Genomic DNA, 21,147 nt, shown 5'->3' with positions numbered 1-21,147 from the left:
AGGTGGTAACACATGTATAAAGGAAATCGGAGTTTGAAAATATTGACGATTCTCCTTATCGTAGCTTTTTTATTTGCGATGATCTTTCCGTTTCTTTGGGTGTTCATTACATCCTTTAAAACGACAGGTGAGATATATAGTCCTACAGGTGCATTCAATATTATTCCAGACAACCCAACAACGAAAAACTATGTTTCTGTTTTATTTGAAAAAGGAATTTTAAATGCCGTTAAAAATAGTTTCATTGTTTCATCAGTAACAACGATTTATATCATTTTTGTTGCGACACTTTGTGCCTATGCAATCTCAAGATTTCATTTTCGTGGAAAAAACGTGTTACTCGGCTTGATATTGGCTGTTTCCATGTTTCCACAAATGATTGTAACGGGACCAGTCTATAACTTATTTAATGAATTAGGGTTAACGAACAGTTTCGCAATTGTTTTACCTTATTCTGTTATTACGCTTCCGACAGCAGTTTGGATATTAGTGACCCATTTTAACCAAATTCCGTTAGCCATTGAAGAATCGGCCAAAATGGACGGAGCATCACCGTTTCAAATTTTATATAGAATTGTTTTTCCCCTTGCTGCACCAGGTGTGTTTACAACGGCAATTATTGTATTTATCGCAGCATGGAATGAGTTTTTACTTACGATAACATTGAACGCTGATCAAGCTTATCATACAGTTCCAGTTGCAATTTCCTTCTTACGTACCCAGTTTGAAATATTATGGGGAGAAGTAACAGCAGCAACGACCATCGTAACAATTCCAACATTAATTATTGTTCTCTTATTCCAAAAACAAATTGTCTCTGGTCTAACTTCCGGAGGAGTTAAGGAATAAAGAGAGAAACAACCTTTATGGAAGATGAGGAAGCAAATAAGCGCGTTCTTTTACAGGACTTTGTAAAATCGATTACAGAATTTAAGAAACAAAATGGTAGGAATAGCTAGGAGTGAATAAACATGTCTTGGAAGATTACAAGTACGAGCTTACAACCAGAACAACTTGCCGTTGAGGAAAGTTTATACGCGCTAGCAAACGGGTATTTAGGTGTACGCGGGAATTTTGAAGAAGGCTATCAAAAAAACTTGCCAACGATTCGCGGCACATATATAAATGCATATCATGATATTGTAGATATATCGTACGGTGAAAAATTTATTGGCTATCCAGAAACTCAACAAAAAATCGTCAATATTATGGATGCACAAACAATTGAGTTATTTATAACGAGTGGTGGAATTGAGGAAAAGTTTTCCCTGTTTGAGGGTGAAGTCCTTTCCTATGACCGCCATCTCCATCTAGATAAAGGGTATACAGAGCGTAATATTCATTGGCGCTCACCAAATGGGAAGGAACTAAGACTAACGTTTGAGCGAATTGTATCCTTTGAACGGAAAGAACTTTTTGCCATACGAGTAACGATAACCCCTGTCAATTTCACAGGCAAAGTAAAAATTCGTTCTGCTGTCAATGGTGACGTTTTAAATTATGTTAATGAAAACGATCCACGGGTTGGGAATCATCGGGAACCGCTACTCTTCACCGTTAGTACGAAAAGTGAAGACGGATTAACATATGTTTTAAACCGGACAAAACGTTCAAATTTAGAGACAGCATGTGTGACGGATTATATTTTTTCAACTGGTGAGCGGCATGATGTGGTACAGGAAAAGCAAGTGTTAACAGTAGTAACGATGGATTTAACAACAACCGTAACCTTTGAAAAACGGAATGTTTACGTTGATACCCTTCGTCATGGTGATCATATAGTTGCAGTTGGTAAGGAAATTCAACAAACAATTCATGAATTAACCTTTAAGCAACTGTTGACAGAACAACAAACCTATTTAAATCAGTTTTGGAAAACGGCCGATATAAAAATATATGGTGACGAAGAAATTCAAGTAGGAATTCGATTTAACTTGTATCAACTGCTTCAATCGGCTGGACGTGATCCATATTCTTTTATTGCGGCTAAGGGTTTATCCGGTGAGGGCTATGAAGGGCACTATTTCTGGGATACGGAAATTTATATGCTCCCGTTATTTATTATGACGAAACCGGAAATTGCCCGTGGGCTTTTACTTTATCGTTATTCAAAACTTGAACAGGCAAAAGTGCGTGCAAAAGAAATGGGGCATCGCAAAGGTGCCTTATATCCATGGCGGACGATTTCAGGTACGGAATGCTCACCATATTACCCAGGAGGTTCAGCTCAATATCATATTAGTGCTGATATTGCTTATAGCTTTATTCAATATTATTTAGCCACTAGTGATGAAGAATTTTTACACGAATACGCGGCAGAAGTTTTATTTGAAACCGCAAGACTTTGGATTGAAACGGGACATTTCCGTGACGGGAAGTTTCGGATTGACTGTGTAACGGGTCCGGATGAGTATACTGCTCTTGTCAATAATAACTACTACACGAATGTCATGGCGAAATACAATTTAATGTGGGCAGCAAAAGTTTACAAAGATTTGGCGAATAAAAATAAAGCTCAATTTGATCAATTAGTCGGCCGGTTACAACTATTGGAAAGAGAAGTTATGGAGTGGGGTCATGCAGCAGCAAATATGTATCTACCTTATGATGAAAGGTTAGATATAAACCCACAAGATGATACTTTCCTACAAAAGGCAATTTGGGATTTTGAAGGAACACCTAGAGAACATTATCCACTACTCCTTCATTATCATCCATTGACGCTATACCGATATCAAGTGTGCAAACAGGCAGATACGGTTTTAGCTCACTTTTTACTTGAAGATGAGCAGAGTTTTTCAACTATAAAAAACTCATATAACTACTATGAAAAAATAACAACCCATGATTCTTCTTTATCTTCGTGTATTTTTAGTATTATGGCGGCAAAAATTGGAGACTCGGAAAAAGCATATCAATATTTCCGTGAAACGGTTCGAATGGATCTGGATAATATACAAGGTAACACGAAAGATGGTCTTCATTTAGCCAATATGGGTGGTGCATGGTTAGCTATTGTTTTCGGTTTTGCTGGATTACGAATTAAAGAATCGGGTTTATATTTATCACCTATATTGCCAAAAGCATGGTCCGGCTACGAATGCACGTTACAATATAAAGGGCGTTTATTACACATAAATATAACAAAACAAAGTTTATCTATTCAAAACATTGGTCCAACCGTTGATTTATTTATTTATAACAAACCGTATACGATTAGTAACAATCAGACCATCGAAATAGAAAAATAGATGTTTATCCTTTCTCCCCACTTGCGCTAAGAGTTGGGGAGTTTTTTTCGCCAATATATCTTTGTCCTTTTGTATTTATACCACTTGTGAGTAAGTTTATTGATATAATGTAATCAAACTTTTTTAGAGGATTGTGAAGGAATGATGAAATATAAACACGTTGTACAGGGAATTTTTATCAGGCGTGTGAATCGATTTATTGCTGAAGTATATGTTAATGGTCATTATGAAAAGGTTCATGTAAAAAACACTGGTCGATTAAAAGAATTGTTAGTTGAAGGTGCAAAAATAGCTCTTGAAGAAAGCCAAAATCCGAACCGGAAAACGAAGTATTCTCTCGTAGCCGTTCAAAAAGATACAAGATGGGTCAATATTGATTCTCAAGCACCGAATACCGTTGTTTATGATGCATTATTAACAGGGAAAATAATGGAATTTGGCTGCCTTACAAACGTAAAAAGGGAAGTGAAATTCGGTGACTCACGTTTTGATTTATATTTTGAAAAGGAAAATAGAAAAGGGTTTATTGAAGTAAAAGGAGTCACTTTGGAAAAAGATGGTGTTGCCATGTTTCCAGATGCACCGACAGAACGAGGGACAAAACATATTTTTGAAATGATGAAAGCTGTAAAAGCGGGTTATTCTGGTCATATTTTTTTCTTAATACAAATGGAAGATTGTCACACTTTCACACCAAATATGGAAATGGATGCAGCCTTTTCAAAGGCTCTAAAGTTGGCTTCTAAAGAAGGGGTCCATCTTCATGCTTATGATACGATGGTTTTACCAAATGAGTTAAATATAGGGAAACAAATTCAAGTAAAACTTCGATCAAACGTTTGAATGACAATTGAAGAGAAGTTGACAAATTTATGAATCTTTTTAGAATCTAAGGAAGCGATTCGCTTCTTTCACTTATTTTATGTAAAATAAGAATGAGGTTCCATAAACTATGCCGTTTTAAGGAAAAGGTGATTCAATGAATATTTCATATCATACCATTTTAAAAAAAATGGAGGAAAAACTAATAGAGGCAAAATCAACAAACTCGAATGCTCATATAAGAGAACATGTACAAGCGATTAAAACGCTTTGTGAAGTTATATTGATGGATGAGGGGCAATCTGAAACGTCATACCAACGAACCGTACAACCAAAAACTGTTCCATATCAATCACAACCAACGGTTATTAATCCTACGAATCCGTCAACTTCATCTATATTAGGGGAAAAACGATTAGAAACTGATGACGGAGCAAACGGTGATTCGATTTTCGATTTTTAATATCAATTTGGTAGGAGAGGATCACATGAATATCTTTATATTTTTAGGTGCGTTAAATGGTTTTATTGCTGTCGCCTTGGGAGCATTTGGATCCCATGGGTTAGAACAAATACTTGATACGGCCTCCATTTCAACCTGGCAAACAGGAGTCCGCTATGAAATGTTTCATGCCGTTGCTCTTATTGTTGTTGGGATTTTAAAAGATAAATATCCAGATAGCAACTTGCTAAATGGGGCTGGGTGGTTGTTCCTTATTGGTATCGTTTGTTTCTCAGGTAGTTTGTATATTATGGCACCTACAGATATCAATTTAGGACTTGTTACACCATTTGGTGGCGTCATGTTCTTATCCGCGTGGATCCTACTTATGATTGCTAGTTATAAACTGAAAAAGTAGTACAATGGATAAAAGTTCCTGGCAGACCCATTTTTAAGTATGAAGCCAGGAACTTATAAAAAAATAAACCAACAAAACAACAAATTTCGTTGCTTTGATGGTTTTTATTCGACGAATACATATTGAAACTGGGGACTTATCTTGGTTGATATGTGGCTTGCCCTTGTGTAAACCCACCAAGTGGATATTCATACTCAATTTCATCTTCAAATACAGCATAATTAAAGTAAACCATTGGTAACAAGTAGCGGTATCCTGATTCCGGATCACTTAAAATTAAATGATCCCTTCCAGCTGCTTCTATAATGCCTCGGAATACTTTTGAATTCCATTCATTACTACCTTCAAACGCCATATAAACTGTAACAAGCTTTCCTTTGTTTAATCGTAATATGTTTTCAATATATGATTGTTCAATTGGCAACATTCCCGGTGGATTAATGCCTGTTGAACCTGCTCCTGGTGTTTGAATTGTAGATCCAGAAGGCATTTGTGGGAAAGCGGGTTGAAATCCTGCCGGCTGACTAAATTGGAAGCCTCCACCTTGTTGGAATGGCATCATTTGTTGTCGATAAATTGGTTGCCATGCGCCTTGGTTACCGTAATTTGTACTCATAATAAAATCCTCCTCTTCCATTTTTGAATCTTCACAAAAATCTCTCTATAGTGGACGAAGGGAACGCCTTCACTTTGAAACAATCGTGTTTAATAAACTGTTGGACAGTCCGATTGTGTTGGTGAGTAGAAACAATGAGACTTATATCGGCCCGAGTTCCACTGGTTAAACCATTGGGCAGGGCAATCACCCGTAGGTCTAAAAAACCATAGTGAATTTTGTGCAGGATGGAATCGTTCACCATTAATGACTCGCCGGGCTAACCGAATTTCATGATCTCGAGCTGGTTGATAAAAGTATCCTTTTTGTGTGGCTTCAAATCCACCTGGTCTTTGAAAAACCATCTGCTTAATGGAGCGAATATCTTTGAAATCTAAACAATCCGCTCTGACCCGGTTCACCCCAACATTACCAACAAGTAACATACCAAGATCCCCGTCTCCTTCAGCCTCGGCTCGTATAAGTCTTGCAAGTAGTTTTACTTCAGCTTCTGTAAATGGAATAACGGCCAAGAAAATCCCCCCATTTCGAAAAGAATTAGGCTCTAATTGTTAATGTATGAGAAACGCCTTGTATCTGTTCTCTATTTACAAAATATTTATGGGAGGATACAGGATATAACTACACTTTAATATATATGTGAAATTTTTAAAGCTATTACAATATTTTTTATATCCTAGAATGGAAGGATTTTTCCTAAAACTTTCCTATTAGTTTTATAAATAAAAAAGAGCATCCTTTTAACATCTAAAGGATGCTCCTTTGATTTAAATTTTTAATAACTTTTCAAGTTTTTCATGATTTAACAGATTTCCTACTAGAAATGGTCCAAATTCTCCGTAGCGAGCACTTACTTCGTCAAAGCGCATTTCATAAACTAACTTTTTAAATTGTAACACATCATCTGCAAATAATGTTACACCCCATTCCCAGTCATCAAAGCCAACAGAACCGGTAATGATTTGTTTTACTTTGCCGGCATATTTACGCCCCGTTTTACCATGTTGTTTCATAAACTCTTTTCGTTCGTCCATTGTGAGCATATACCAGTTATCATTTCCTTCACGGCGTTTGTTCATTGGATAGAAACATACATGGTTTGACTTAGGAAGAATTGGATAAAGTCGTTCGCGCACGCGTGGATTTTCATAAGGATTTTCAGACTGACCTAAATAATTACTCAATTCCACTACAGAAACAAAAGAATATGTAGGGATTAAGAAATCTGCTAATTTTGTTTTAGCTAATTCAGTTTCAATTTCATTGAGTTCTTCCATCGTCGGACGTAAAATCATCAGCATTAAATCTGCTTTTTGTCCAACGATCGAATAAAAAGCATGGCTCCCTTTTTCTTCAGCTTCTACAGAAGCATATTGATCTAAAATAGCTTGAAACTCTTCAATTGCTGCTTTCCGCTCTTCTTCACTTAACATTTTCCAGCTAGACCATTCAATGGAGCGAAAATCATGTAAACAATACCAACCATCTAAAGTTTGAGCTGCTTCACTCATTATATGTACACTCCTTAATCACTCTTTTTCTTTAATATAGCATACCCCATTCTTGAATGCTCTTGAAATGGTCGTGACAATTTTGTGAATGGAAAAAACTGGATTTATTTGAAGACTTAAGGGGGGGAATCAATCGATTCATAATTTACCATTTAAATGAAATAATAAATTAGGATAAAGTAATTTCTTAACGAAAAAACAGAAGATAATATTTTAACAAAATTGGCCCATACGCTTGAAATTTTTTTCACAAATAGTATTCTAAAACTGTAGGAAAAAAGGAGGAACTTATACATGGATTTATTCTCAGTTTTAAAACAAAAAGTTGCAGGAAAAGGCGTAACTATTGTTTTTCCAGAAAGTTATGATGAACGTGTATTAAAAGCTGCTGTACGCCTTCACCAAGAAGATTTAGTTAAACCTATTTTAATTGGCTCGCAAGCGAAAGTAGAGGAAAGAGCAGCGGAACTTGGTGTTTCTGTAGAGGATATTGAAGTTTTAGATCCAAATACATATTCAGAATTTGATGTGCTTGTGGAAAAATTCGTTGAACGTCGGAAAGGTAAAGCAACAGAAGAACAAGCACGTGAAATATTAAAAGACGAAAACTATTTTGGAACTATGTTAGTTTATACAGGTAAAGCGGATGGATTAGTAAGTGGTGCAGCCCATTCCACTGCTGATACAGTACGTCCTGCATTACAGATTATTAAAACAAAACCTGGTGTAAAACGTACTTCAGGTGCGTTCATCATGGTTCGTGACGATGAAAAATATGTGTTTGCTGATTGCGCGATTAATATCACTTTAGACGCTCAAGGTTTAGGTGAAGTGGCTGTTGAAAGTGCAAAAACAGCGAAAATGTTTGATATTGAACCACGTGTTGCTATGTTGAGCTTCTCTACAAAAGGATCAGCAAAATCAGAAGAAACAGAAAAAGTGATGAACGCTGTAACTGTAGCGAAAGAATTGGATCCTGAATTAGTTGTGGATGGAGAATTCCAATTTGATGCCGCGTTCGTTCCATCTGTTGCTGCGAAAAAAGCACCAGATTCTGTCATCAAAGGTGATGCGAATGTATTCGTATTTCCAAGCCTTGAAGCAGGTAACATTGGTTACAAAATTGCACAACGGTTAGGTGGTTTTGAAGCAGTTGGTCCAATCTTACAAGGGTTAAATGCACCAGTAAACGACTTATCCCGTGGTTGTAATGAGGAAGATGTTTACAAACTTTCATTAATTACAGCTGCACAAAGCTTAATGGACTAAGAATTGATCAAACTTTAATTAAAAAGTTGGCTTGATTAGACAATGAGTTTAATTAAGTCAACTTTTTTATGTGTTATAATAAAAAAGGCCTTTTGAGTTGTGGGATTTCGCACGTTTTGTGTTATTTTCGCACGAAAAGAAATAGATTTCGCACATAAAATTCCATTTTCGCACGAAAAAAATTAATTTCGCACAAAAATTTCATTTTCCGCACATAAATTACGAGATTTCGCACAAAATCACACTACAAAGACGAAGTTGTACCTATTTTTTAAAAAAATTAGTTAAAAATTCGTTGAAATACATCATAAACATAAGATTTTTACAAAAAAAGGAGAAAATCATGCAAGACATTCTCAATTTACTCGAACAAGATGAATGGCGAATTATCGATCAATCGAGCTTAGGTCCAATGTTTCACCCATTACAATCCTTTGGAATTGATGACACATTATGTGAAGTGGTAGGGACTGGGAAATCACCGGCTGTAGCCCGCTCATGGGTACACCATAATTCTGTAATCCTCGGTATTCAAGATGTCCGCCTTCCTCATTTAAAAGAAGGGTTACAATATTTAGAATCAGAAGGTATACGATATATCGTGCGCACATCAGGCGGACTTGCTGTTTATTTAGATGAAGGAGTGCTTAACTTAACACTCGTATTTCCAGAAAAGGAAAAAGGAATCGACATTGATAGCGGTTATGAAGCGATGTACAAGCTTGTACAAGATATGTTCGCTGATTTAACCGATCAAATTAAAGCTGGCGAAATTGTTGGCTCATATTGTCCAGGAAGTTATGACCTGAGCATTAATGGGAAAAAATTTGCAGGTATCTCTCAACGGCGTGTAAAAAAAGGAGTAGCTGTTCAAATCTATCTTTGTGTAACTGGAAGTGGAAGTAGGCGAGCTGAAATTATTCGGAAGTTTTACGAACAATCTATTCAACAAGAAAAAACGAAATTCACCTATCCCGATGTCAAACCAGAAGTCATGGCTTCATTGAACGAACTACTCGGCACAAACTTAACAATAAATGAATGTATGCTTCGTTTTTTACAAGTTTTGCAGAAAGTAAGTAAGGGGAAATTTTATAGTAGTGAGCTTCAAGGAGAGGAAATTCAGCTTTATGATCATTACTACAACCGGGTCATTGAACGAAATGAAAAATGGCTCCCCTAAGTAAAAAATTTATCACAAGACAAAAGAGGCTATCCAAAAAGTCTGATATTGATAGGTACGTTGGCGGACGCTCATCTTGCAAACGCCTTTGCGGAAGCTTCGAATCGTGTGTTGTTCCCGCTGGATGCACAGCCAACTCTTCCTTCAAAAGTCCGCTTTTATGACTTATTGGACGACCTCTTTTTTCTGAACTGTTGTTGCCAATCTTTATGCTGGGCAGAACGGTCATTACTTTTTGTTACTAGCGAAACGGATTTACTCTGCTACTTTCTCTAAATTCCCATTACGATCCATTTTAAATGTCGTGGATGGCTTCTCCTCTTCATCAAATAACACAAGCTTTCTTGCACGGTTCATAATTTTTACTAGAGTTTCATAATCTTCTTGCATGGTAGAGGCATTTTCTTCCAACTCTTTTATTTTGTTCTCTAGTTCCTCATTTTGCTTACGAAGTTCGGCAATTTCCTTTTTCAATCTTTCATTCTCGCTTTTAAAAGCACTTGCTTGTAGATTGGAATGATTTAAGTTTTGCAAGAATTGAATAACTTGATCTAACGTAATTCCTTGATTGGTAGAACTGGATTTGCTTTTTTCCGCTTCCGAACTAGCTTTCTCACCAGATGCACTAGATAATTCAGTAGCAAGCAATTCCTCACCCAATTCTAATTCTTCTGGAGATGGCATAGGTGGTTGATATAACAGCTTTTTCTTTCCACCATGATCTTTTCCTAACAATCTTTGTCTTTGTTTTCTTTGCTTTTTAGCAAGTTGCAACGCCTTTTCATATTTATGGCGGACAACTGCATTCCAGCGAAATCCACATGCAGCACTTGTTCGATTTAATTTGTCACCAACTTCTTCAAAAGCATTTAATTGTGTGCTTCCTTCCCTAACATGTCGTAAAACGGTTTCAGCTAGTAATAAATCATTTTCTTCTGTCCATGCATCTTGACGTACCTTCATATTCTCAACTCCCATTATTGTAAATTTTCGTTAATTACCTAGGTTTACTATTAATATGGACAGATTTTTTCCCATTTATACAATGAAAGATAAAAGGATAATAGTTTTTTTGAAAAAATTTCCGACAATAAATATATTGAATCGACTAATTTTCACATGGATCTTCATGATCCTGCATACTTGCCAACTTGATATAATGATTTATTCGTTGTAAAATACCAATTAGCATTTATAAAACAGATTACGGTTTTGGCTTTAAAGAAACTGACGAAAACATATTATTATATTTCCTGTTAGATTGAAGCATTTTGATTAACGTTAATCACAACATAATTTTTTATGATCAAAGAAATATGAAAGGACTTGAAAAAACATGGCAAACGAGTTTCGGGTTTGTGATGAGTGTGATGCTGTTAATTTAAAAACATTAATTCCTAAATTAAAGGAACTAGACCCGAATGCAGAAATTAAAATCGGTTGTCAGTCGTTATGTGGACCAGGTTTAAAGAAAACCTTTGTCGTTGTAAACAACCGTCCGAAATTTGCAAAAACAGAAGAAGATCTAATAGAAAAAGTGAAACCAAAACTAAAATAATGAAACAACAGCGCGTGTTAGGATTAACCTACACTTTATGTAACACCTCATTCCAAAAAATAAAATAGAGGTGTTATTTATTTGATGTAGAAGTAATAATGAAGAAGACCTGACAGTCAGGAAGAGGGTATAACATGAGTTATGCGACGGAAAAATTAAGAGAAGAAAAAGTGTTTAAAGACCCTGTTCATCGCTATGTCCATGTCCGCGATCGCGTCATTTGGGATCTTATCGGTACAAAAGAGTTTCAAAGATTAAGGAGAATTAAACAACTCGGAACTACATACTTGACCTTCCATGGTGCAGAGCATAGTCGTTTTGCTCATTCGTTAGGTGTTTATGAGATTGTTCACCGCATTGTTGATGATGTTTTTAAAGGGCGGCAAGGTTGGGATGAGTCAGACCGTTTACTTTCCCTTTGTGCAGCACTGCTTCATGATTTAGGTCATGGTCCATTTTCCCATGCGTTTGAAAAAGTATTTCAGCTCGACCATGAACATTTTACACAGGCCATTATTTTAGGTGATACGGAAGTAAATAAAGTCTTATCTGCAGTAGATAAAGATTTTCCAAAAAAAGTTGCCGAAGTCATCGCAAAAACATCGGATAAGAAGCTTGTTGTTAGCCTTATCTCAAGTCAAATTGATGCAGATAGAATGGATTATTTGCTACGTGATGCTTATTATACGGGAGTAAGTTATGGTCATTTTGATATTGAACGGATTATGCGTGTGATGCGACCGACAGAAGATCAAGTTGTTTTTAAAAAGAGTGGCATGCATGCTGTGGAAGATTATATTATGAGTCGTTACCAAATGTATTGGCAAGTATATTTCCACCCGGTATCTCGTTCTGCGGAAGTAATACTACAAAAAATTCTCCAACGGGTAAAAGTATTATATGAAAACTCATATGAATTTAAACATGAACCAATCCACTTTCTCAGTTTCTTCCAAGGACAACCAACACTTGAAGACTATTTAAAACTCGATGAAGCCATTGTTCTTTATTACTTCCAAGTTTGGCAAGAAGAAGACGATCAGATTTTAAAAGATTTAAGTAGACGTTTCTTAAATCGCCACTTATTTAAATACATCGAATTTGATCCAGCCAAAGAATATAAAATGTTTATGGAACTTGTTCCGCTATTTAAAATGGCCGGCATTGACCCCGATTATTATTTAGTATTAGACTCTTCTTCAGATCTTCCTTACGATTTTTATCGCCCAGGTGAAGAAGGAGAACGACTTCCAATTCAATTGATCATGCCAAACGGCGATTTCCGAGAATTGTCCCGGGAGTCAGAAATTGTAGAGGCCATTAGTGGAAAACGAAGAACTGACCACAAATTATATTATCCGGCAGACTTATTACGTGATGAATCAACAAATCAACCTACAAAAAGACAAATAAAACAACTGCTCGGTGTAGCTGATAAATACTAATCGGTTTTTATGCAATTTGTCGAATTTCGTTGAATGATGTTGATTAAAAAGTATTTTAAAAGGATATATAGTTGTTAGATGAATGATAAGAAGGTGCAGTAATTTGAGTAGGAGATGAAACGAATGCTTTTGGAACATGCGAAAATTCTGTATGCAATCCGGTCTGCGAAGGAAATCGTTGGTCGAAAAAAATTGCAAAAAATGATATATATTGCGAAACGACTTTCTTTTCCTTATCAAGAGAGATTCGGTTTTCATTTTTACGGGCCATACTCCGAAGAATTAACGTTACAAGTAGAGGAGTTAGTCAATTTAGGTTTTTTGGAAGAAGTTAAGGAAAAAAAGGGCGGCTATTTTCAATATCGTTACAAGTTGACGGATAACGGTGAGGAATTTCTTCAGATGAACGCCATTAATGTTGATAAAAAACTAGAAGCATGTTTATGTGACATGAATGAGCAAAGTTCCCGCTTCCTTGAACTAGTGTCAACTATTCTTTATTTTGATAATCTATCAAAACAAGACATTTATGAAAAGATTGCTAAAGTGAAAAGTAAGCAAAACTATACAAAAGATGAGATTGAAGAAGCTTTTGATTATATTGCATCATTAAAAGAAAAAGCTGGCTCATAAATCAAGTCTACGAAAAAAGCATCTTGGAGAACATATTCCAAAATGCTTTTTCTTTTTATTTTGTATTTCGTCAAAAAAATATTATTTATCACTCGCACGTACGCCGCCAACTGCATAATGATTCTTTTTCATTTCTTCAATAACAATGGTGACCGCTTCGACAGGTGCGCCTGTTGTTTCAGATACAGCAGCTGTAACTTTTTCAACTAAAGCTTTCTTCTGCTCATCACTACGTCCTTCTAACATTTTAACTGTCACTAATGGCATGTAAATCTCTCCTTCTCTAAGAAAATTAAAACCCTTACATTTCAGTGAGTATATGATTTAGTAAAAATTCACAAATCTGGTATCTATTAAAAAACCGACATTTGCAGTGAAAATTTTTACTTGATATTATTATAACGATTTTCCTTTTTATCGGATAGAATATTTTTAGAAAAACATAATACGAATTTTGGAGGATGTACTCACAGTGATAAGGTGGTAAAATATAGGGAAAATAAATCTATAAGGAGATAAAGTATGGAATTTTTTAATTCATTTTTAGCATTTGATATTCAGATTTTGCCATATATTATCATCTCGTTAATGATCGCTTTTACCGTTCACGAATTTGCTCATGCCTATGTCGCATACAAATTTGGTGATCCGACGGCAAAAAGACAGGGGAGACTGACATTAAATCCTTCTGTTCATCTTGACCCGCTAGGAACGATTTTTTTACTTTTATTCGGATTTGGTTGGGCACGACCTGTACCCGTTAACCGTTTCAATTTTAAAAATCCACGGTTAGCAGGAATACTGACATCAGTAGCTGGTCCATTAAGTAATTTACTAATGGCATTTATCGGTGGTTTCATTTTACTTGTCATTGCTGGTCTTGGTGACGGTCCAATACTAAACTTTATATTTAGTTTGTGTTTTTGGTTCATTTATTTAAATGTACTATTATTTGTATTTAATTTAATTCCGATTCCTCCATTAGATGGTTATCGAATCGTTTCTGACTTATTACCAAATGAAACGCGGGCAAAATTGAGTCAATATGAAATCTACGGCGTTCTTATCTTTTTAGTTTTAGTGCTTGTTAAACCACTATATAATGTTACAATCGGTCCAATTTTAGGTCTTGTTCCACGGCTGACAGAATGGATCATCCTCTTCTATGGCGGACTCTTTTAATCATTTACTTAATTGTAATATGATATATATAGAATACATATAGAGTTCTTTTGCTGAGGCGATCTTTTTTAGAAACGGTTTAAGAGAAAATACAAACAAAGAGGTGTAAAAATTGGAAGAAAAGAAGAAAACGGTTCATTTCAATATTATTAAAAATGACCCGTTAGATGGTCATAAAGGATATAATGCTGGCGTTCTTAATTTGGAAAATGTGACACCGGTTTTTATTGATGTTGCTGAACAAGAAGCTTTTATTGATATTGGGGCGATGCATGCAAAAAGTAAAGTTGAAAAAGGCTTGAAATTTGTACCGAATATTGAGGAATTGCCGAATCCGAAATGGTATTGGCTCGTTTGGGTAACGGTGGAACGGAATGAAAACGGTCCGTTTTATTACGGAGTAACTGCTTGTGATTTAGCAACGGATCGTGAGGCTAGACGTGGTTACAAGATTTTCCCTGACCATGTAAATAAAATGGATAAATCATTGAAAGGACATTTTATCGTAGACCATATGGACGAACCTTCGAAAAAAACTCTAGCAAAATTCTTACAAAATCAAGAAGGTGGCTTATGGGAAAATTCAAGTGCTGAACTGAAAAAACAGTTAGGTGTGGAATAAGTAAAAGCTCCTTGGTGTAATGCCAAGGAGCTTTTTTAAAAATTTATCTTGTATCAATTTAATTCAACCAATCAAACCACCGTTTATACCAAGGTGTATCATCTGTCTCTATTTCCTTTCGATTTGGTTCCTTGTCTAAGTCAAGTTCATCTGGTCTTTTCCCATCACAATATTCAGTGGGTTCTGTCCCTTTAACATAATAAGTGAATCGTCGGTTAAGACATTTATCTGAAGCGAGTAGCCCAGTCTCAGGGTCAATATAAACCCCGATTACCCCTGAAGAGGGTTTAAAGGATCGAACTGGGGTTCCATTAAGTGACTTTTCCATAAAATCCGCCCAAATATTTTTGGCATACTGCCTTTCATCGGTTCGACTCATTTTTTTCCCTTTATCGTAGCCAACCCATACAGCAGTAACAAGATTTGGCGTGAAACCAATCATCCAGCTATCATAATCTGTTGTACCAGATTTTCCTGCATATATTTGTGTTAATTTTGTACGGATGTTGTGCCCTGTCACGGTTGTATAGTCATTTAACCGATCATCAAAAACTCCCGTCATTAAATGGGTTGTCACATAAGCAACATCTTTATCCAATACTTGAGTACGTTCTTTTTTATGTTCATATACAATATTACCGTTGCGGTCTGTAATTTTCGTGATAAAGACCGGTTCAATGTTTTTTCCACCATTGGCCAGTAAACTATAAGCATTTGCCATTTCAATTAAACGAACGTTTGATGTACCTAAAGCAGCGGAAGGAATTTCCGCAGTTGGTGATTTAATACCAAATCGCTTTGTTGTTTCTGCCAGTGTATCCATACCTAAATATAAATGAGTTTTTACTGCATATACATTGTCTGATAAGGCAAGTGCTTGAATGAGTGTAATATCATCTTCCGCATATTTATGATTAAAATTATGAGGTGTATAAGGTTTTCGACCATCATTAAACGTAAAGGTCGTTTCTTCACTCCGAAATGTCGATGAAGGTGTAAATCCTTTCTCAAGGGCTGCATAATAAAGAATCGGCTTAATGGTTGAACCGGGTTGTCTTTTAGATTGAATTGCTCGGTTAAAGCTCGATGCATTGTAATCCCGTCCCCCAATTAGTGCTTTGACAAATCCAGTTTTTGGATCCATTGCGACTAAAGCTCCTTGTAATTGGGAGTTTTTTGGGAATGTTTTTTCAAATTGTTCCTCCGCGATTTTTTGCATTTTTGGATCTAATGTTGTATGAATCTGTAACCCACCAAGATTAATGGTTTGTTCGTCTAAACCAATTTCTTTTAATTTTGATTTGACAACATCTTGAAAATAAGGAGCTATTTTAGGGATTGTCGCGGCTTCTTGTGCTGCAAATTCAATTGGTTGGGTAGCTGCAATTGACGCTTCCTTTTTTGTTATTCGTCCTTGTTTCGCCATCTCATGTAAAATAAGCTCTTGTCTGTTTTTTGCATTTTCATAGGCAACAAGTGGTGAGAAATAACTTGGTCCCTTTGGCACACCTGCAAGCAATGCAGCCTCACTTAAATTTAAATCTTTTGCCTTTTTATTAAAGTAAAATTGACTTGCAGCTTCAATTCCATAAACACCATGGCCGTAATAAATCGTATTTAAATATCCTTCTAAAATGTCATCCTTGGAAAAATTCGTTTCTAACCGGATTGTATAAAATGCCTCTTTTAGCTTTCGTGACCATGTTTTTTCATGATTTAAAAACAAATTACGAGCATACTGTTGCGAAATGGTGCTTGCCCCTTGTACTTTTGACAATGCTTTAATATCAGCTACAAGTGCTCCTAATATCCTTTTATAGTCAAAACCAAAGTGAGTATAAAAATGTTGATCCTCAATGGCGAGGGTTGCTTCGACTAAATGTGGAGAAATATCTTCTAATTCTACCCAGTAGCGTTTTTGACCATGATTTGTTTCACCGATCTTCGTTCCGTCTGCAGCGAAAAAGATGGTAGATTGTGGAACTTCTATAGGTGGGGGTCCAGCGATTTTTGCAAAGGTATACAAACCAACTAGACTTAAAAATAAGATAATGACGCATAGACTCGTGATCGTTAAGATAAATTTGACGATTTTGATCGTACGTCTAGAAAAAAGACTAGATGTCAGCTCCATTGATGCATTCCCCCTATGTGAAAATGAGTGTATTCTAAATTAAAACGGATTCGTAAGGGTTTACCATTCGAAGGATTTTCCTTATATTAGTTAGTATGGAAATAGGTGCCAATATTTAAACATAAAGAAGTGGGAAAGTTTTTAAAGGTTTAAAGGACCAAACAGAAAGTTTCAAGCGCATTGAAAACATGGTAAATACGAATATAGATACAATTTTTGACATTGAAATCCGACATTGAAATCGCTAAAATGGTATAGTTAATATAGTGTACAAGTAGAGGATGTGAGGAAGTGCCTTCCAATGGGACTCCGGTCAAAATTTCGACCACTATAAAAATTAACCGAGATGGGAAAAGAGAAAAATACGAACTAATCGTTTTTGGTCAATGGTTTAGGAAAGATCAAACAACGTATTTAATTTACGATGAATATTATGAAAAAAAAGGGAAGATACATACAGTTGTCAAATTTACTGAAGGTCAAATTCCTCAAGCCCAAATTATTCGTAAAGGCTCATTGAATATGATGATGTATTTTAAAGAAAAGGAGATAATGGGCGGTACATATAAAACTGAAGTAGGTCATTTTAAAATCAAAACAATCACAAAAAAATTAACGTTTCAACAGGATGATGAAGCGAAAACAGGGACCATTAAAATCAACTACGATTTTTATATGGAAGAGCTTGAGGTCGGCTCCTATCAACTTCAATTTAACTTTAAGGAGGATAAGGGTAAATGAACATTGCACAGGCTGTAGAGCAGACAATTAAAGACGAAATTAAACAAGCGGTTTTAAAGTCTGGTTTAGCTGAAGAAGCATTAATTCCAGAAATAATACTTGAAACCCCTAGAGAGAAAGCCCATGGAGATTACTCAACGAATATTGCAATGCAATTGGCTCGAGTTGCCAAAAAAGCGCCACGCCAAATTGCAGAAAGTGTTATTGAGCATTTTGCAAAGGAAAAAGTACATGTTGAAAAAATTGAAATTGCTGGTCCAGGCTTTATAAACTTTTTTATGGACAATAGCTATTTAACGGAATTAATACCAAATATATTGAAAGCCGGTGACGATTACGGTCGTACAAATTTTGGTCAAAATAAAAAAATCCAAGTAGAGTTTGTTTCAGCGAACCCGACAGGAGATTTACATTTAGGTCATGCCCGTGGAGCAGCGGTAGGAGATACATTATGTAATATATTAGATGCGGCTGGTTTTGATGTTACCCGTGAATATTATATAAACGATGCAGGAAATCAAATTAACAACCTAGCTTTATCGATTGAAGTCCGTTACTTTGAAGCCCTTGGACTAGAGAAAGAAATGCCAGAAGATGGTTATCGCGGGAAAGACATTATTGAAATTGGGAAACAATTAGCTGAAGAATATGGCGATAAATTTGTCCATGTTTCTGAAGAAGAACGATTTGAATTTTTCCGTCAATATGGTTTAAAGGCTGAATTGGACAAGTTGAAAAAGGACTTAGAGGATTTCCGAGTTACATTTGATGTCTGGTTCAGTGAGACTTCTCTTTATAAAGATGGGAAAGTCGAAGAAGCGTTAGACGTCTTACGTGAAAAAGGCCAAGTATTTGAAAAAGATGGTGCAATCTGGCTCAAAACAAGCGCCTATGGTGATGATAAAGACCGGGTATTACGGAAATCTGATGGTTCATATACGTACTTCATGCCTGATATTGCTTACCATAAAAATAAGTTTGAACGTGGTTTTGAGACGGTTATTAATATTTGGGGAGCGGACCACCATGGTTACATTCCACGAATGAAGGCAGCGATGGAAGCCCTTGGGTTTGATCCGAAAGCGTTAGAAGTAGAAATTATCCAAATGGTTCAGCTATATAAAGACGGCGAAAAAATGAAAATGAGTAAGCGGACTGGTAAAGCAGTTACAATGCGTGACCTTGTTGAAGAAGTTGGTTTAGATGCAACACGTTACTTCTTTGCTATGAGAAGCTCAGATACTCATTTAGACTTTGACTTAGACTTAGCTGTCTCACAATCTAACGAAAACCCAGTGTACTATGCACAATATGCCCATGCGCGAATTTGTAGCATTTTACGTCAAAGTGAAGAAGTGGGAATGAATATTGAGAAAATCGCAGGAGAGGATATGGATCTTGCTTTAATTGGTGAAGAAAAAGAATTCGATTTGCTGAAAAAATTAGGTGAGTTCCCACAAGTAATCGTAGAAGCAGCAGAAAAACGTGCACCACACCGGATTACGAATTATATCCACGACTTAGCATCTGCTTTCCATAGCTTCTATAATGCAGTGAAAGTCGTAGATACCAACAATGTAGAATTAACAAAAGCTCGATTAGGATTAGTGAAAGCTGTACAAATTACAATGAAAAATGCATTACGCTTAGTTGGTGTTAGTGCACCGGAAAGAATGTAAGTATAGACTGGTAATAGGACATCCTATTTTGGTATATAGAATTGAATTTACTCGTTGTCATTTTAATATGATTTAAGGTATCCCTTGCCCGCAGATCTTTGTTTGTAACAGGTTTCGGGCAAGGTTGCTAATGTAAGATTTCTGTACTGTAAACAATAATAAAGGTCATCTAGAAGGATCGTATTTTAATGAAATGAATTCAAATCGTGTGTAAGTTCCATTAACTTGTGATTGTTACAACAACGGTGATAATAATATTGCAACCCACTCCTTCAAAACTCCACTTAGGTTACGATGTTGTAACATATTTGCAGTTAGTTTTGTGGACTTTGATAAATCGATTTTGGCGATATCTAGCATTTCATTTACCATGTCAGGGTCCTTAAACAAACTATTTAACTCATGGTTAAAATAAAAGCTCCGGTTATCAAAATTCGCTGTACCAATCGAACAAATATGATCATCAATAATAAAGATTTTTGCATGATAAAATCCATTACGATACCGATATACAGAACAACAATTGAAGCGAATTAGCTTTCGTAAGAAGCGGTAGGAAGCCTCTTGAATAAACAAGTGATCACTCATTTCAGGTACAATTAATATGATTTCCACACCGCGCTTGATGGCATCTAATATGGCACCAAATGCCTTTTTACTCGGAATAAAATAAGGTGAACCAATAATAACACTCTTTTTTGCATACGAGATCATTTCACTTACTTTGTCTTCCCAACAATCTCCTTCAAAGGCAAAAAACTGATGCTGGACATTTCCTCTTGGTAAGTCAGGATAGTACAATTCTTTTTCTGTTAGCTCGATTCCCCGCCAAGTAGCTTCGGTCCAATCGGTCATGAATTGTTTTTGCAGATCCCATACCCCTTCACCTGTAAAGCGAACATGGCAATCGCGCCATGGGCTCAACCTTTCATGAAGATCCATATACTCATTGCCAACATTAAAACCGCCAAGGTATCCAATCTTACCATCGATAACTGTTATTTTTCGATGATTCCGATTTTGCAAATGAAAAAAGAAAAACGGGAAACTAGGCGTGTGACAGTATTCCATTTCCACACCTTTTAAACTCATTTTCTTCATGAGTTTTCTTGGAAACCGATGGCTGCCAATCCTATCAATTAAAATACGGACTTTAACTCCTTCGCTCGCTTTTTGTTCTAATAGCTTTAACAATGTCATACCAAATTCATCATTTCTAAATATATAAAAAAGCATGTGGATATGATGCTTTGCCTCTGTAATATCTGCCAACATTTTTTCAAACAATAAGGGACCGCTCGTAAAAATTGTAATATGACTATGGCGAACAGGAAAATCATGTTTTTTCACATGTTTTAAGTGGTAAAGTCGTCCGAAAACATAATCGATCAAAATCAATAACAACAATATAATGACCGTACCGAATAAATATAGCAAAGGAGGGCCTCCCTTCACCAGACTAGAAGAATAGTTTACCCAATGATCTTTTTCTTATGCAATTGGCTCCTCCTTATTAGTAAATAAAAATATTTAGTTTTGAAGGAATTTGGAGATAAATGTCGTATATATCATGTAAATGGGAATCTTTTAAAAATTAAGCAAATACATTGACTGAATGCTCATTCATTATATAATAGAAAG

At 35.9% G+C, this 21,147-nt stretch carries 21 protein-coding genes; 14 read left to right on the top strand and 7 right to left on the bottom strand.

Annotated features, from left to right (window positions below; genetic code table 11):
* Positions 1-12 precede the first annotated feature (12 nt).
* The 5 genes from OEV82_RS05575 (at position 13) to OEV82_RS05555 (ending at position 4,933) form a co-directional block, all read left to right on the top strand.
* Positions 13-849 carry a carbohydrate ABC transporter permease gene (locus OEV82_RS05575; protein WP_173657745.1) on the top strand — a complete coding sequence of 279 codons (837 nt, stop codon included), beginning with the start codon at positions 13-15 and terminating at the stop codon, positions 847-849.
* A gap of 122 nt (positions 850-971) precedes the next feature.
* On the top strand, positions 972-3,251 hold the full coding sequence (locus OEV82_RS05570) for a glycoside hydrolase family 65 protein (protein WP_263061291.1): 2,280 nt from the start codon (positions 972-974) through the stop codon (positions 3,249-3,251).
* 141 nt (positions 3,252-3,392) lie between these two features.
* Positions 3,393-4,094, top strand: coding sequence for a DNA/RNA nuclease SfsA (gene sfsA, locus OEV82_RS05565; protein ID WP_263061290.1), 702 nt, complete (start codon positions 3,393-3,395; stop codon positions 4,092-4,094).
* Between the two features lie 136 nt (positions 4,095-4,230).
* Positions 4,231-4,536 (top strand): YwdI family protein, encoded by a 306-nt coding sequence (locus OEV82_RS05560; protein WP_263061289.1) that lies wholly within the window; start codon positions 4,231-4,233, stop codon positions 4,534-4,536.
* A 25-nt stretch (positions 4,537-4,561) separates the two neighbouring features.
* Positions 4,562-4,933, top strand: a complete 372-nt coding sequence (locus OEV82_RS05555; RefSeq protein ID WP_173657748.1) for a DUF423 domain-containing protein — start codon at positions 4,562-4,564, stop codon at positions 4,931-4,933.
* 136 nt (positions 4,934-5,069) lie between these two features.
* Here the strand turns inward: OEV82_RS05555 and gerQ are convergent, their stop codons facing one another.
* The 3 genes from gerQ to hemQ form a co-directional block, all read right to left on the bottom strand.
* Positions 5,070-5,549: a spore coat protein GerQ gene (gene gerQ / locus OEV82_RS05550; RefSeq protein ID WP_263061288.1), complete on the bottom strand. Its 480-nt coding sequence runs from the start codon at positions 5,547-5,549 to the stop codon at positions 5,070-5,072.
* A gap of 89 nt (positions 5,550-5,638) precedes the next feature.
* Positions 5,639-6,061 (bottom strand): cell wall hydrolase, encoded by a 423-nt coding sequence (locus tag OEV82_RS05545; RefSeq protein WP_173657750.1) that lies wholly within the window; start codon positions 6,059-6,061, stop codon positions 5,639-5,641.
* Positions 6,062-6,316: 255 nt separating this feature from the next.
* Positions 6,317-7,060, bottom strand: coding sequence for a hydrogen peroxide-dependent heme synthase (gene hemQ / locus OEV82_RS05540; protein ID WP_263061287.1), 744 nt, complete (start codon positions 7,058-7,060; stop codon positions 6,317-6,319).
* Positions 7,061-7,354: 294 nt separating this feature from the next.
* On the opposite strand from hemQ, the gene pta reads away from it, so the two are divergent.
* A complete protein-coding gene (gene pta, locus OEV82_RS05535) occupies positions 7,355-8,329 on the top strand; it encodes a phosphate acetyltransferase (RefSeq protein WP_173659627.1) in 975 nt (324 codons plus the stop codon).
* Positions 8,330-8,672: 343 nt separating this feature from the next.
* Positions 8,673-9,512 (top strand): lipoate--protein ligase family protein, encoded by an 840-nt coding sequence (locus tag OEV82_RS05530; RefSeq protein ID WP_173659625.1) that lies wholly within the window; start codon positions 8,673-8,675, stop codon positions 9,510-9,512.
* 255 nt (positions 9,513-9,767) lie between these two features.
* Here the strand turns inward: OEV82_RS05530 and OEV82_RS05525 are convergent, their stop codons facing one another.
* The gene (locus tag OEV82_RS05525) at positions 9,768-10,475 is read right to left on the bottom strand and encodes an RsfA family transcriptional regulator (RefSeq protein WP_173659621.1); all 708 of its coding nucleotides are present in this window, start codon (positions 10,473-10,475) and stop codon (positions 9,768-9,770) included.
* Positions 10,476-10,848: 373 nt separating this feature from the next.
* On the opposite strand from OEV82_RS05525, the gene OEV82_RS05520 reads away from it, so the two are divergent.
* From OEV82_RS05520 to OEV82_RS05510, 3 genes are all read left to right on the top strand, one after another.
* The gene (locus OEV82_RS05520; RefSeq protein ID WP_173659619.1) at positions 10,849-11,070 is read left to right on the top strand and encodes a DUF1450 domain-containing protein; all 222 of its coding nucleotides are present in this window, start codon (positions 10,849-10,851) and stop codon (positions 11,068-11,070) included.
* Between the two features lie 134 nt (positions 11,071-11,204).
* Positions 11,205-12,515: an HD domain-containing protein gene (locus tag OEV82_RS05515; RefSeq protein ID WP_173659617.1), complete on the top strand. Its 1,311-nt coding sequence runs from the start codon at positions 11,205-11,207 to the stop codon at positions 12,513-12,515.
* Positions 12,516-12,638: 123 nt separating this feature from the next.
* Positions 12,639-13,148 (top strand): YwgA family protein, encoded by a 510-nt coding sequence (locus tag OEV82_RS05510; RefSeq protein ID WP_173659615.1) that lies wholly within the window; start codon positions 12,639-12,641, stop codon positions 13,146-13,148.
* 81 nt (positions 13,149-13,229) lie between these two features.
* Here OEV82_RS05510 and OEV82_RS05505 read toward each other — a convergent pair whose 3' ends face one another.
* Entirely contained in the window at positions 13,230-13,415 is a 186-nt protein-coding gene (locus OEV82_RS05505; RefSeq protein WP_173659614.1) for a 2-hydroxymuconate tautomerase, read from the bottom strand.
* A 255-nt stretch (positions 13,416-13,670) separates the two neighbouring features.
* Here OEV82_RS05505 and OEV82_RS05500 point away from each other — a divergent pair, with 255 nt between their 5' ends.
* Both OEV82_RS05500 and OEV82_RS05495 read left to right on the top strand, forming a co-directional pair.
* A complete protein-coding gene (locus OEV82_RS05500) occupies positions 13,671-14,330 on the top strand; it encodes a site-2 protease family protein (RefSeq protein WP_173659613.1) in 660 nt (219 codons plus the stop codon).
* 112 nt (positions 14,331-14,442) lie between these two features.
* Positions 14,443-14,952 (top strand): YwhD family protein, encoded by a 510-nt coding sequence (locus OEV82_RS05495; RefSeq protein ID WP_263061286.1) that lies wholly within the window; start codon positions 14,443-14,445, stop codon positions 14,950-14,952.
* A 58-nt stretch (positions 14,953-15,010) separates the two neighbouring features.
* Here OEV82_RS05495 and OEV82_RS05490 read toward each other — a convergent pair whose 3' ends face one another.
* Positions 15,011-17,086: a transglycosylase domain-containing protein gene (locus tag OEV82_RS05490; protein ID WP_263061285.1), complete on the bottom strand. Its 2,076-nt coding sequence runs from the start codon at positions 17,084-17,086 to the stop codon at positions 15,011-15,013.
* A 291-nt stretch (positions 17,087-17,377) separates the two neighbouring features.
* Between OEV82_RS05490 and OEV82_RS05485 the strand changes: the two genes are divergently transcribed.
* Positions 17,378-17,827: a DUF1934 domain-containing protein gene (locus OEV82_RS05485; protein ID WP_263061284.1), complete on the top strand. Its 450-nt coding sequence runs from the start codon at positions 17,378-17,380 to the stop codon at positions 17,825-17,827.
* Positions 17,824-19,506, top strand: a complete 1,683-nt coding sequence (gene argS / locus OEV82_RS05480) for an arginine--tRNA ligase (RefSeq protein WP_173659608.1) — start codon at positions 17,824-17,826, stop codon at positions 19,504-19,506. Before OEV82_RS05485 ends, argS begins: the two co-directional genes overlap by 4 nt.
* Positions 19,507-19,740: 234 nt before the next feature.
* Here argS and cls read toward each other — a convergent pair whose 3' ends face one another.
* The gene (cls, locus tag OEV82_RS05475; RefSeq protein ID WP_173659606.1) at positions 19,741-20,943 is read right to left on the bottom strand and encodes a cardiolipin synthase; all 1,203 of its coding nucleotides are present in this window, start codon (positions 20,941-20,943) and stop codon (positions 19,741-19,743) included.
* Positions 20,944-21,147 lie beyond the last annotated feature (204 nt).

Source organism: Pallidibacillus thermolactis (assembly GCF_025660415.1).
GTDB classification, from domain to species: domain Bacteria; phylum Bacillota; class Bacilli; order Bacillales; family Caldibacillaceae; genus Pallidibacillus; species Pallidibacillus thermolactis.
The sequence above is the reverse complement of the archived record's forward strand: the minus strand, read 5'-3'. Positions and strand labels throughout refer to the sequence as shown.